The organism is Pseudomonas leptonychotis (genome assembly GCF_004920405.1).
Taxonomy (GTDB): domain Bacteria; phylum Pseudomonadota; class Gammaproteobacteria; order Pseudomonadales; family Pseudomonadaceae; genus Aquipseudomonas; species Aquipseudomonas leptonychotis.
On sequence record NZ_RFLV01000001.1, the window covers coordinates 2,310,073 to 2,322,232 of the forward strand.

The 12,160-nt window shown below is 57.8% G+C and carries 12 protein-coding genes; 6 read left to right on the forward strand and 6 right to left on the reverse strand.

Going from position 1 to position 12,160, the window contains the following annotated elements; translation table 11 throughout:
- The first annotated feature begins 28 nt into the window (after positions 1–28).
- On the forward strand, positions 29–1,510 hold the full coding sequence (locus D8779_RS10660) for an AAA family ATPase (RefSeq protein WP_136664377.1): 1,482 nt from the start codon (positions 29–31) through the stop codon (positions 1,508–1,510).
- Here the strand turns inward: D8779_RS10660 and D8779_RS10665 are convergent.
- The 4 genes from D8779_RS10665 to hemJ form a co-directional block, all read right to left on the reverse strand.
- Complete coding sequence (locus tag D8779_RS10665) at positions 1,507–2,298, reverse strand: SDR family NAD(P)-dependent oxidoreductase (RefSeq protein WP_136664378.1); 792 nt, start codon at positions 2,296–2,298, stop codon at positions 1,507–1,509. The two genes, D8779_RS10660 and D8779_RS10665, sit on opposite strands and share 4 nt — an antisense overlap.
- Before the next feature lie 54 nt (positions 2,299–2,352).
- The gene (locus tag D8779_RS10670) at positions 2,353–3,297 is read right to left on the reverse strand and encodes a DUF805 domain-containing protein (protein ID WP_136664379.1); all 945 of its coding nucleotides are present in this window, start codon (positions 3,295–3,297) and stop codon (positions 2,353–2,355) included.
- Positions 3,298–3,462: 165 nt separating this feature from the next.
- A complete protein-coding gene (locus D8779_RS10675; protein ID WP_136664380.1) occupies positions 3,463–4,425 on the reverse strand; it encodes an NAD(P)H-dependent flavin oxidoreductase in 963 nt (320 codons plus the stop codon).
- Between the two features lie 21 nt (positions 4,426–4,446).
- Positions 4,447–4,875: a protoporphyrinogen oxidase HemJ gene (gene hemJ, locus D8779_RS10680; RefSeq protein ID WP_136664381.1), complete on the reverse strand. Its 429-nt coding sequence runs from the start codon at positions 4,873–4,875 to the stop codon at positions 4,447–4,449.
- A 147-nt stretch (positions 4,876–5,022) separates the two neighbouring features.
- Here hemJ and argC point away from each other — a divergent pair, with 147 nt between their 5' ends.
- From argC to erpA, 4 genes are all read left to right on the forward strand, one after another.
- A complete protein-coding gene (argC, locus tag D8779_RS10685) occupies positions 5,023–6,057 on the forward strand; it encodes an N-acetyl-gamma-glutamyl-phosphate reductase (RefSeq protein ID WP_136664382.1) in 1,035 nt (344 codons plus the stop codon).
- A 53-nt stretch (positions 6,058–6,110) separates the two neighbouring features.
- Positions 6,111–6,788, forward strand: a complete 678-nt coding sequence (locus tag D8779_RS10690; RefSeq protein ID WP_240789707.1) for a DUF6776 family protein — start codon at positions 6,111–6,113, stop codon at positions 6,786–6,788.
- A 9-nt stretch (positions 6,789–6,797) separates the two neighbouring features.
- Positions 6,798–7,208 (forward strand): bactofilin family protein, encoded by a 411-nt coding sequence (locus D8779_RS10695; RefSeq protein ID WP_136664384.1) that lies wholly within the window; start codon positions 6,798–6,800, stop codon positions 7,206–7,208.
- Positions 7,209–7,284: 76 nt separating this feature from the next.
- Positions 7,285–7,635 (forward strand): iron-sulfur cluster insertion protein ErpA, encoded by a 351-nt coding sequence (erpA, locus tag D8779_RS10700; RefSeq protein ID WP_136664385.1) that lies wholly within the window; start codon positions 7,285–7,287, stop codon positions 7,633–7,635.
- Positions 7,636–7,713: 78 nt separating this feature from the next.
- On the opposite strand, the gene D8779_RS10705 is transcribed toward erpA, so the two are convergent.
- Both D8779_RS10705 and D8779_RS10710 read right to left on the reverse strand, forming a co-directional pair.
- Entirely contained in the window at positions 7,714–8,805 is a 1,092-nt protein-coding gene (locus D8779_RS10705; protein ID WP_136664386.1) for an anhydro-N-acetylmuramic acid kinase, read from the reverse strand.
- A gap of 4 nt (positions 8,806–8,809) precedes the next feature.
- A complete protein-coding gene (locus tag D8779_RS10710) occupies positions 8,810–10,216 on the reverse strand; it encodes a peptidoglycan DD-metalloendopeptidase family protein (RefSeq protein ID WP_136664387.1) in 1,407 nt (468 codons plus the stop codon).
- 213 nt (positions 10,217–10,429) lie between these two features.
- Between D8779_RS10710 and tyrS the strand changes: the two genes are divergently transcribed.
- On the forward strand, positions 10,430–11,632 hold the full coding sequence (gene tyrS / locus D8779_RS10715; RefSeq protein ID WP_136664388.1) for a tyrosine--tRNA ligase: 1,203 nt from the start codon (positions 10,430–10,432) through the stop codon (positions 11,630–11,632).
- The last annotated feature ends 528 nt before the right edge of the window (positions 11,633–12,160 follow it).

Below are 12,160 nucleotides of genomic sequence, written 5' to 3' on the forward strand. Positions count from 1 at the left end.
CCACGAGTTTAGTGGACAAGGAGTGTGGGTGAAAAACGATATTCATGATTTGGGCTTGGTACTCGACTCCAAGACCAAACTGGTGTTGATCGAATCCTGGGATGAGGCACGTGTGTTGGAAACCCTGACCAGCCTCGCCGTACGCCGCAGCCTCGGCTTGCAGGTGTGGTCAGTGACTGAGGGGTTGCAGCGTTTAGGCTTCTCCGTGCAAGAGCCTGTCGACAGCGCCACCCTGGAGCCGGAAACCGCCCTGCGACTGATTAAGGCGGATACACAGCCGACGTTGTATGTGATGTGCGACCTGCATCCGTTTCTCGACGACAACCCCAGGCTGGTGCGCCTGCTCAAAGAAATCGCCATGAGTGAGCTGCCCGGTAAGCCGACGCTGGTGCTGGTTTCTCATGCCTGCAAACTGCCGCCGGAAGTGCAGCGTTACGCCTCGCGCTTCAGCCTGGCGCTGCCGTCCGAGGAGGAGTTGTTGGCGATTGTGCGTGATGAAGCCACAGCGTGGAGCGCGCGTAATCGCAATGCCCGGGTGCGCACGGATAACCGTACCTTGCAGCAGGTGGTGAAAAACCTGCGTGGCTTGAGTCACGCCGAAGCCCGTGCGCTGGCACGTAATGTGATTTGTGATGACGGCGCAATTACTCAGGAAGACCTGCCCGAATTGAACAAAACCAAGTTCAAGTTGCTTGATCTCGATGGTGTGTTGAGTTTTGAGTACGACACTGCGCGGTTTGCCGAGGTGGGCGGCTTGAGTAACCTCAAGCGTTGGTTGGGTGACCGGCAAAGCATTTTCCTCGAAGGCAAGGCCGCCGATCTGCCCAAGGGTGTATTGCTGGTGGGGGTGCAGGGCGGCGGCAAGAGCCTGGCCGCCAAGGCTATCGCAGGGCTCTGGGGCTTGCCCCTGCTGCGCCTGGATTTTGCCTGTCTGTATAACAAGTTCTTCGGTGAAACCGAGCGTAATTTGCGTGAAGCCCTGACGCTGGCCGAGCAGATGGCGCCTTGTGTGTTGTGGATGGATGAGATCGAGAAAGGTCTGGCCAGTGGGGACCATGACGGTGGCGTCAGCCAGCGCGTACTCGGCACGCTGCTGACCTGGATGGCCGAGCGCAAGGCGCCGGTATTTATGGTGGCCACGGCTAACGTTATCTCGCGCTTACCGCCAGAGCTGGTGCGTAAAGGGCGTTTCGATGAGCTGTTCTTTGTCGATTTGCCGGATGCCAGTGTGCGCTCCGAGATTTTCCGGATTCACCTGGCTCGACGTGAGTTGGAGCCGACAGGGTTCGATTTGGCGCAGCTGGCGGCAACCTGTGAAGGCTTTTCCGGCGCAGAGATTGAGCAGGTGGTGGTCAGTGCGTTGTATGCCGCACAAGCCCAGCAGCAGGCCGTTAATCAAGCCTTGCTGCTGCAAAGCATTCAGAGCACGGCGCCGTTGTCCGTGGTGATGGCCGAAGACCTTGCGGCTTTGCGCGCCTGGGCGGATGGTCGCACGGTAAATGCGGGTTAGGCAGGTTTGCCGAATTGGCGGTTCAGCCGTGCGCTGATCCGCCGTACCAGCCAGCGTGGCGCCAGGCGTGGGCTGAATGCCAGCAAACGGTTACGCCAACCCGGGATGATGATGGCGCGATCCTTGTCCAGAGCCTTGACGGTGATGAGTGCCACTTCTTCGGCGCTCATCATCAGCTTGCTGCCTTGCAATGAATCGACGCTCATCTGCGCGTTACGGAAGAAGGCGCTGCGGGTTGGTCCCGGGCAGAGCACCGAAACCTTGACGCCGTATGCCTTGAGTTCTTCGCGCAGGCCTTCAGAGAAGTGCAGCACAAATGCTTTGCTGGCGTAGTAGTTGCTCATTCCTGGGCCTGGTTGAAAACCGGCCACCGAGGCGACGTTAAGAATTTGTCCGTTACCTTGACCGGCCATGATGGTGCCGATGGCATGGCAGAGGCGCGCCAGTGCCAGTACGTTCAACTCAATCAATTGCTGTTCGCGCGACCAGTCTTGGGCGACAAATACGCCGTTGGTACCGATCCCCGCGTTGTTTATTAGCAGGTCGATGCTGCGCTCACCTTGCTCCAGCTCATGTAACAGGCCGCTGACCTGCAGCGGTTGGCTGAGGTCGCAGACGCGAAATAGCACTTCCACGGAAAAGCGTTGCGTCAGCTCGCAGGCAATGCTTTCCAGCGCGTCGCGCTGGCGCGCCACTAGAATCAGATTGCGCCCACGCCGGGCCAGAGCTTCGGCTAGGGCCAGACCGATACCGCTGGAAGCTCCGGTGATTAGGGCGTAACGGCTCATAGGGTTCTCCGTGATGGGGGCAGTTCGACCCCATGTGCCGCACAAGGTTGCGTCTTACAGGCCGGCTCCGGCAAAGCCCATATAAGCCGGCAGGGCGATGGCTGCCACGATGCCGAGGACGATAACGGCCAGCCAAAGTGCAGCAAGAACTTTCACCGCTGTGCTGTTAGGCGGAGGGGGAGAGCCAAAGCGGTTGGCCTCGGTGCTGCCGGGGATGATAAACATCAGCAGGGAGAACACCCCGCCGACAACCGGCACCAGGGTGACCAGCAGCAACCAGCCAGACCAGCCGATGTCATGCAGGCGCTGCACGCCAAACATGATGCCGACCACCATCGCGGCGATACCCAGCACCACTATCAATATGCCACCGAGAATTTCCGAGGCAGCCATAACTCCGGCGGCAATGCCGAACAAGGGTAGGCAGGCAAACACCATCACCATCGACCAGGCCAAGTAGCGTAGGCGGCCGATGCGCCCGTCAGTGGTAAAGGCTTTCAGCTCGCCGAATTCCGGTAGGGTTTCGGCCACTGCGGCCTTGGGTGTGGCGTAAGGGGTGGCTGCGGCGCTGACCACTTCAGGTGGGTTTTCGGCGAGCATGGCCTGCCTGGCGAGAAACTTCTCAACCACAATACCGCACGCCGAGCATTCAGCGGCTTTGGCTTGCTGGTGGCCGCACTTGGGGCAGGTCATCAGCGTATTGTTGGTGGGCTCGCTACTTTCCGTGCGGTGATCATCCGTCTCCACCAGGCTTAGGCTTGCCGCCAGGTCAGGTTCCTTGCGTACCCTTGCGCCGGCGCTCTGCAGGGCTTTGAGGTATTGGTCGGCCTCGTTTTCGCTGAGGTCGCGTTTGATATCGACTGTGCCGCCCTTAAACAGCGAATTAATCCGGGTGTGGTCGCTTTTAAACAGGCGGGCGAGATTGTCTTTGGCTGTTTCCAGGCTTACATCGGGCATCAACTCGCCGTTGAACACAATCTTAAAACGGGCTTGGGTCATGTCGGCGTCCTTGTCGGTGCCAGAGTGGAGTTGCGCACAGACTAGCCGGCCTACAGGCCAGTAAACAAGCCATCTACACGCAAAGTGTCCATACCTGAGGTGGGTACAGCGCGGTTGTGTGCGGCTCAGCGCTCTATTTAAGTCGCCGAGTGGGTGGGCAATGCATCATCGCGACCAGCGTTGTTGCAGCTGCAGGCTGTGCGTGAGGGCGGCGCGGTATTCGCTGTCGAGGCGGGTGATCAGTTGCTCGACGCTGGGCAGGTCGCGGATGTTGCCCACGCCTTGGCCGGCAGACCACACGGTTTTCCAAGCCTTGGCTTCCTCATCCATAGGCTTGAGCTTCTCGCCATAGTTGACCTCGCCTTTGCTTTGCAGTTGTTTGAGGTCGTAACCGGCCAGTTCCAGGCTCTGGCGCATAAAGCTGGCCGGTACGCCGGAGACTGCTGGGGTGTGAATGATGTCGGCGGCTTTGGCGTCGAGAATCATCTGCTTATAAGCCTCGGAGGCAGCGTTTTCCCGGGTGGCGATCAGGCGAGTGCCCAAGTAGGCGAGGTCAGCACCGAGTAGCTGAGCGGCCAGCACTTCGTGACCCTGGTTGAGACAACCGGCTAGCAGCAGGGTTTTGTCGAAGAACTGGCGAATCTCGGCGATAAGCGCGAACGGGCTCCAAGTGCCGGCATGTCCGCCAGCCCCTGCGGCTACCGCGATTAAGCCATCTACGCCGGCTTCGGCAGCCTTCTCGGCATGCCGGCGCGTGGTCACGTCATGGAACACCAGGCCGCCGTAGCTGTGCACAGCATCGACCACTTCCTTCACCGCGCCGAGGCTGGTGATCACGATAGGCACGCGCTGCTCGACGCAGATGGCCAGGTCCGCCTGCAGGCGCGGGTTGCTGCCATGTACGATCAGGTTGACCGCATAGGGTGCCGCTGCGCTGTCCAGGCCGGCTTCGATCTCTTGTAGCCAATCCTTGAAGGCGCTGCTCTCACGCTGGTTCAGCGCGGGGAAGCTGCCGACGATGCCGTTGTTACAGCAGGCCAGTACCAGTTGCGGGTTAGACACCAGAAACATCGGCGCCGCGACGACGGGCAGGCGCAGGCGTTGTTCGAGCAGGGCTGGCAGCGACATGCAGTAATCCTCTTGATGTATTTAGAAAGGGCGAACCACGACCAGAATGACAATGCCAAGCAAGGCCAGCACGGGCGCTTCATTAAACCAGCGGTAGAACACATGGCCGCGTTGATTCTCGCCACGGGTAAACGCCTTGATCTGGGCGCCGCACATAAACTGGTAGACCACCAGCAGCAGCACCAGGCTCAGCTTGGCGTGCATCCAGCCCTGGCTGAAGTAGTGGCTGGGGTTAAGGCTGATCAGCCACAGGCCCAGGCCGACGGTGAGAATCAGCGACGGCCACATGATCCCGCGATACAGCTTGCGTTCCATGATGCAGAAGCGCTCGCGGCTGACCTCATCGGTGCTCATGGCGTGGTAGACGAACAGGCGCGGCAGATAGAACAGGCCGGCGAACCAGCACACCATAGCGATGATGTGGAAAGCCTTGAGCCACAGATAGAGCATTGTTTGCACTCGTCGCAGGAAATTGCCCCCGATAGTAGTGGTCGTGGGCCACCTCGTCACCATTCCAGGCGCTCAAGTGTTGGCCCCTGGCCGAAGCGGCCGTATCATCGGCAGCTTTCCACTGCTGGTATTACAAAGGGGCAAGTGATGATCAAGGTCGGAATCGTCGGCGGCACGGGTTATACCGGCGTCGAGCTGTTGCGTTTATTGGCGCAGCACCCGCAAGCACAGGTTGAGGTGATTACCTCGCGCTCCGAGGCGGGCATGCGTGTCGATGAGATGTATCCGAACCTGCGCGGTCATTACGACAACCTGGCCTTTAGCGTGCCGGATGCCGTTACGTTAGGCGCTTGCGATGTGGTGTTCTTCGCTACGCCGCACGGGGTGGCCCATGCCTTGGCCGGTGAGTTACTGGCAGCCGGTACCAAAGTGATCGACCTGTCCGCCGATTTTCGTTTGCAGGATGCCGATGAATGGGCCAAGTGGTACGGCCAGCCGCACGGCGCCCCGGACTTGCTACCTGAGGCGGTTTACGGGCTGCCTGAAGTCAACCGTGAGACGATCAAGCAGGCGCGCCTGATTGCCGTGCCAGGCTGTTATCCCACCGCTGCACAGTTGGCGCTGATTCCGCTGCTGGAAGCGGGTTTGGCCGATACCACGCAGATTATTGCTGACTGCAAATCCGGCGTCAGTGGTGCCGGGCGTGGTGCCAGTGTCGGTTCACTGTTCAGCGAAGCAGGCGAAAGCATGAAGGCCTACGGGGTTAAAGGTCATCGCCACTTGCCGGAAATCCGCCAGGGGCTGCGCCGGGCTGCAGGTAAAGATGTGGGGCTGACGTTTGTGCCGCACCTAACGCCGATGATCCGCGGTATTCACGCCACGCTTTACGCCACCGTAGTGGATCGCTCGGTGGACCTGCAGGCGCTGTTCGAGAAGCGTTATGCCAATGAGCCTTTTGTGGATGTGATGCCTGCAGGCAGCCATCCGGAAACCCGCAGCGTGCGTGGGGCCAACGTCTGTCGTATTGCCGTGCACCGGCCGCAGGATGGTGACCTGGTGGTGGTGTTGTCAGTGATCGATAACCTGGTCAAAGGCGCGTCGGGTCAGGCGGTACAGAACATGAACATCCTTTTCGGTCTTGATGAGCGCCTAGGCCTTTCCCATGCAGGCATGCTGCCCTGATGGCAGGTTGGGAAGTTCAGCCAAGCGATCCGGGGCGCGCCCGGCGCCGGCGCATGCTCGTCGTGCTGCTGGTGCTGTGTATTCCTCTGGCATTCTATGCAGGCACTTGCTGGCAGCAGCGTATACAGCCTGCGGTGAGTGAGGTGCAGCCTGCCGTGGCAGTGCATGATGAGCAGCTGAATCGCGAACTCGATGAGTTGCGTCAGCGCGTGGCGGTGCTCAGTAGCGTGGAAAAAGTCAGCCAGCAAGCCACCGAGCAGAGCCGTCTGACTATCAAACTGTTGGAGGAGCAAATCTACACACAGCAACAGGATCTGGCCTTCTATAAAGGTGTTCTGGCGCCTGCCAGCCGTCGCGAAGGGCTGCGCATCAAGACCTTTGAGCTGCAGGCCACGGACAGGCCTGAGCATTTCCGCTACAAGATACTCCTGAGCCGTGTAGGTAAAGGTGAGGCGCCGCTGGAGGGCCAGTTGCAGGTGTCGATCGTCGGCAAGCAGGGCGAACAGGATGTCACGCTCGAGCTGGCGGATCTGGGCGCAGACTTGCCCGATGCCCTACCTGAGCAGCCGATAGCCTTCGCCTTCAAGCACTTCCAGGCCATACCCGAGGCTGGGCGCTTCGCTGAGTTGAAGTTGCCTGAGGGTTTTATCCCGCGCGAGATCAAGGTGCGTGCCGAGGTAAAGGGCGAGAAACCTTTGCTGCGCACATTCAAATGGAACAAAGAGGAGTGACTGTTCCTTATGTGGAATAAAGACAAAGCACGTACTGACGTGCAGCGTTTCGCCGGTAAGACCAGCCTGATTGCGGTGGGTGCTGAGCTGCATGGTGATCTGCGCTTTCAAGGCGCTGTACAAGTTGATGGCAAGGTCGTCGGCAATCTAGTAGCCAGCGAGGGCATGGTGCGCGTCAGCGTGCAGGGCCGGGTTGAAGGTGAGATCCGCGCCCCCCATATAGTGATTGATGGTGAAGTGGTCGGCGATGTGCATGCCAGTGGCCACCTTGAGCTGGGCGCGCGGGCGCGAGTGCGTGGCAATCTGTATTACGCATTGATGGAAATGGCCATGGGCGCGCAAATCGAAGGCCGGCTCTGCCGCCTGCAAGACGAAGCGCGGCCGCTGGAGTTGCCGCAAAGTCTCGATGACGCACAATAGTTGACCGCTTTTGTAGGGTAAGCGGATAATGCCGATCAGAATGCAGTATGGCGCTTAGCGCCGGGAGTTAATCAGCATGAGCGTTGAAACCTTCATCCCTAGCGCGATGCAATTTACGCAGGGCGCGGCGAACAAGGTGAAGAACCTGGTCGATGAAGAAGGCAACCCGCGTTTGAAATTGCGTGTGTTTGTAACGGGAGGCGGCTGTTCCGGCTTTCAGTACGGCTTCACCTTCGACGAAGAAGTGGCAGATGACGACACCATCATTGAGCGCGAAGGCGTTAGCCTGGTGGTCGATCCGATGAGCTTCCAGTACCTGGCGGGTGCCGAAGTTGATTACCAAGAAGGGTTGGAGGGTTCGCGTTTCGTCATCAACAACCCAAACGCGACCACGACCTGCGGTTGTGGCTCTTCGTTCTCGATCTGATCTGCAGCCTGTTCAAGCGAACGCCGTGCCTTGTGCACGGCGTTTTTGTTTCTGGGTGTCGCAGATTTGAACAGGTGACTAAGCAGGGTAAATCGCGCCGAGCACTCGCAGGCCGCGAGCGCCGGTGACGCTTGGCCGGTTGGCGGGAATGCCTTCGAGGCAGCAGTGTGCCAGCCAGGCAAAGGCCATGGCCTCCACCCAGTCGGCGGGCACGCCATGGGCATCGGTACTGCTCACTTGGCTGTTTGGCAGTAGCTGCGCAAGGCGGTGCATCAGCGTGTGATTGTGCGCGCCGCCGCCACAAACGAGCAATCGCTCGGTGTCCTGCTGAGCGGATTTGAGCGCGTCGGTAATGCTGATGGCGGTCAGTTCCAGCAGAGTTGCCTGTACGTCAGCCGCCGCAAATGCCGGTAGGCGCTGCAGGTGCTGATCTAGCCAGGCAAGGTTGAACAGCTCGCGGCCAGTGCTCTTCGGGCCCTGAGTCTGGAAGTAGGCATCGCTCAGCAGCGCTTGCAGAAGTTGCGCCTGTGTTTGGCCACTGGCCGCCCATTGGCCGCCCTGGTCGTATGTCAGGCCTTGGTGGCGCTGAATCCAGGCGTCGAGTAGCACATTGCCTGGGCCACAGTCGAAGCCATGCACTGGTTGCTCGGGTTCAATCAGGCTGAGGTTGCTGAAACCACCGATATTCAAGATGGCGCGGGTGCTACCTTCGCCTGCAAACAATGCCTGGTGAAACGCCGGAACCAGTGGTGCACCCTGACCGCCGGCCGCAACATCGCGGCGGCGAAAGTCGCTGACGACGCTGATGCCTGTTAGTTCTGCGAGTAGGGCCGGGTTGCCGATCTGGATGCTGAAGCCGCGTGCAGGCTCATGACGCACGGTCTGCCCATGGCTGCCGATGGCGCGAACGCTTTGCGCGGGTATGTCGTGCTGCAACAGCAGTTCATTGATGCCTTGCGCGGCGAGCGCGACCCACTGTTGTTCGGCGATAGCTGCACGGGCTAATTCATCCGGACCAGAGGCGCACAGGCTGAGTAAGCTGCTGCGCAGTTCGTCTGGCATGGGTAGATAGCGGATGCCGATTAGGCGGGTGTTGTGTTCTTGCTCGATCAGCGCAATGTCCAGTCCATCTAAACTGGTGCCGGACATCACGCCGAGGTAGAGGGGCATGGCGTCAACGCTGATTGTTGAGAGCGAGCATTGTGGATTTTTCTTTGTCCATTTGCGCCATCAAGGGCTTGCTCAGTTGCATAAAGCGGGATTTTTCGCTGCTGGCGATCGGGTCGGCCATTGGTAGCTTCTGGCTTAGCGGGTCTACGTGCACGCCGTTAACCTGGAATTCATAGTGCAGGTGCGGTCCCGTGGACAGCCCTGTGGTGCCAATGTAGCCGATGATCTGGCCTTGCTTGACGTTGCTACCACTGCGGATGCCCTTGGCAAAGCCGTTCATGTGGGCATACAGGGTGCGGTAGCGCTGCCCGTGCTGGATGATTACCGCATTGCCGTAGCCACCGTGGCGACCGGCCAGGCTGATGCGGCCATCACCGGCGGCTTTGATCGGTGTGCCGCGTGGCGCGGCGTAATCCACGCCTTTGTGCGCGCGGATTTTATTCAGTACCGGATGGCGCCGCCCGGTGGAGAAGCGCGAGCTGATACGGGCGAAGTCCACGGGTGTGCGGATAAAGGCTTTACGCATGCTTTCGCCAGTGGCGCTGTAGTAGCTGCTATTGCCTTGTTTGTTGGTGTAGCGCACGGCGGTGTAGGTTTTGCCGCGGTTGGTGAAGCGTGCGGAAAGGATATTGCCAGTGCCAACCTGCTTGCCGTTGACCACTTTCTTTTCGTAGATCAGCTCGAACTCGTCGCCTTCGCGAATATCCATGGCGAAATCGATGTCGTAGCCGAATACATTGGCCAAATCCATGGTCAGCGTATGAGAGAGGCCGGCGCGTTTGGCCGAGAGAAACAACGAGCTTTTGATCACGCCATGACTGTAGGTGGTCTGAACATCAGGCTTGACCAGATCACGTTTGAAGCTGAAGCCCTTTTCATTTTTCGTCAGAGCAATGCTTTCTAGGTCACTAAGCTTGCTGTGCAAGCTTTCGAGTTCACCGTCCGTGCTCAGCTTGAATTCAAGTGCCTGGCCTACTTTTAGGCGCGTAAGCTGTTTGGCTTCTTTGCTGCTGTTTAGCACTTCATGCAGGTTGGCTGCGCTCAGGCCGACCTTGGCAAATACCGTCGACAACGTGTCGCCATTTTGCACGCTAATAATACGGTGTAGCGGATCAGTTTCTTGCGGTTCGTCAGCGTGTGCGGCCTTCAGCTTTTCGTCTGCTGGGGCACTCGCTATAGCGGCATCTGCGAAGGGCGACTTGCGCGCTTGTGGCGCGGCTGATGCGGAGTCATCTTGTTGCTCGTTATATTCTGAGCCTTGGTCTAGCTCGAGGTCGATGTAGGTTTTCTTAGCTTCAACTTCGCGAGTGGGGAACACCAGCAGGGCAAGGCTCAGTAGGGCTGCGACGCCACTGGCAGCAAGGATATGGCTTTTCGGATACAGGGGCGGCGCTTTAGTTGTAGAGGTCATAGGCTGATTTTTGACTTTAAAAATGAAAAGAAATAGATAAACAAAATGATGAATATGCAGTAACTGTATAAAATATAACCAAATCGCCTGCTAGGCAACCCCGGTTGTCGCGAGGTGGTCTTAACGTGGCTGAGTGGCGGGCGAAACTTGTGATTTGTCTGCGATCTTGTATGGTTGGTTCCCTTTTGATTTTGAGTGGTCGTGAGTCCTGTCATGAAGTCGGTTGAAGAACAGTTGGCGCTGATCAAGCGTGGTGCGGAAGAGGTTCTGGTTGAGTCCGAGTTGGTTGAAAAGCTCAAGCGTGGTCAGCCCCTGCGTATCAAGGCAGGTTTTGATCCGACTGCGCCGGATCTGCACCTTGGCCACACCGTGCTTATTAATAAGCTGCGTCAATTCCAGGAGCTGGGTCATCAGGTCATATTTCTGATTGGTGATTTTACCGGGATGATCGGTGATCCGAGCGGCAAGAGCGCCACGCGTCCGCCGTTGACGCGTGAGCAGGTGCTAGAGAACGCAGAAACCTATAAGACGCAGGTATTCAAGATTCTCGACCCGGCAAAAACCGAGGTTGCCTTTAATTCAACCTGGATGGACAGGATGGGACCTGCGGATTTCATTCGCTTGACCTCTCAATACACCGTGGCACGCATGCTTGAGCGCGATGATTTCAGTAAGCGCTATTCGACCCAGCAGCCAATTGCTATTCATGAGTTTCTCTACCCCTTGGTGCAGGGCTACGACTCGGTAGCGCTGCATGCTGATGTTGAGTTGGGTGGTACTGATCAGAAATTCAACTTGCTCATGGGGCGAGAGCTTCAGCGGTCCTATGGGCAAGCGTCGCAGTGCATCGTCACCATGCCTTTATTGGAAGGGTTGGATGGTGTTAAGAAAATGTCCAAATCCTTGGGTAACTACATTGGTATCCAAGAGGCGCCTGGCGTCATGTACAACAAGCTGGTGTCGATGCCTGATGCGTTGATGTGGCGCTACTTCGAGTTACTCAGCTTCCGGTCTATGGATGAGATCGAGCAGTTCAAGTCTGATGTCGAACAGGGCGCTAATCCTCGCGATATCAAGATCAAGCTGGCTGAAGAGATAGTGGCGCGTTTCCATGGCGAAGAAGCTGCGCTTAGCGCGCATCGTTCTGCGGGTAATCGCATGAAAGAAGGCGAGCTGCCTGACGATCTGCCCGAGATCGAAGTAATGTCTGCCGAGGATATGCCGATTTCTGCGCTGCTTAATAGGGCGGGTCTAGTGAAGAACGCGGCCATGGCGCGTGATCTGCTGGGTTCGGGTGGTGTGCGTGTGGATGGGGAGGTCGTTGATCGCACCTTTATATATAAGGTGGGCGCCGTGCATGTCTGTCAGGCGGGTAAAAAGGCCTTTGCGCGCATTACGCTCTCGCTCGAGAAGTAAGGTCTGGGATATATGCCTTTTGTGCTTGGGCGTCGGTGGAGCATCTAGTTACTCAGTTCGTACGACAAAGCCGTTGAAGCGCCAGCTTCAACGGCTTTGTCGTTTCTGTAGGCGGCGCGGTTTGGGCTTGTGCGCGTGAATTGGCTGCTCCTGAAGGAAAACTGTAATAAAGGATTGACCTTCTATAGTTAATCCCTATAATTCGCACCTCTTCAGGCGTACGCGGCTCCTTAAACTCCTTGTAAAACAAGAAGTTAGATTTAAAAGAGGGGTTGCAAAGCAGCGAAAGCTGCGTAGAATGCGCCGGGCTGGCAGGGTGGTGGTTTGATCCTGTTGGTGCTTCGGTCGAGCTGGTCGAAAGCGGTAAAAGAGGTGGTTGACAGCGGTTTGAAACGCTGTAAAATTCGCCTCCCGCTGACGAGAAGCTAGAAGTTGATCGGAGGCGCAAGTGGTTGAGTTTGAAAAGAAATTTTCTTCTCTAGTTAAAATAACCACTTGACGGAAGATGAGGCTGCTGTAGAATGCGCG

Bases quoted from the DNA above. Each gene is read 5' to 3' on its own strand.
- D8779_RS10665 (WP_136664378.1), bottom strand. From the start codon at position 2,298: ATGAGCCGTTACGCCCTAATCACCGGAGCTTCCAGCGGTATCGGTCTG.
- D8779_RS10670 (WP_136664379.1), bottom strand. From the start codon at position 3,297: ATGACCCAAGCCCGTTTTAAGATTGTGTTCAACGGCGAGTTGATGCCC.
- D8779_RS10675 (WP_136664380.1), bottom strand. From the start codon at position 4,425: ATGTCGCTGCCAGCCCTGCTCGAACAACGCCTGCGCCTGCCCGTCGTC.
- hemJ (WP_136664381.1), bottom strand. From the start codon at position 4,875: ATGCTCTATCTGTGGCTCAAGGCTTTCCACATCATCGCTATGGTGTGC.
- argC (WP_136664382.1), top strand. From the start codon at position 5,023: ATGATCAAGGTCGGAATCGTCGGCGGCACGGGTTATACCGGCGTCGAG.
- D8779_RS10690 (WP_240789707.1), top strand. From the start codon at position 6,111: ATGCTCGTCGTGCTGCTGGTGCTGTGTATTCCTCTGGCATTCTATGCA.
- D8779_RS10695 (WP_136664384.1), top strand. From the start codon at position 6,798: ATGTGGAATAAAGACAAAGCACGTACTGACGTGCAGCGTTTCGCCGGT.
- erpA (WP_136664385.1), top strand. From the start codon at position 7,285: ATGAGCGTTGAAACCTTCATCCCTAGCGCGATGCAATTTACGCAGGGC.
- D8779_RS10705 (WP_136664386.1), bottom strand. From the start codon at position 8,805: ATGCCCCTCTACCTCGGCGTGATGTCCGGCACCAGTTTAGATGGACTG.
- D8779_RS10710 (WP_136664387.1), bottom strand. From the start codon at position 10,216: ATGACCTCTACAACTAAAGCGCCGCCCCTGTATCCGAAAAGCCATATC.
- tyrS (WP_136664388.1), top strand. From the start codon at position 10,430: ATGAAGTCGGTTGAAGAACAGTTGGCGCTGATCAAGCGTGGTGCGGAA.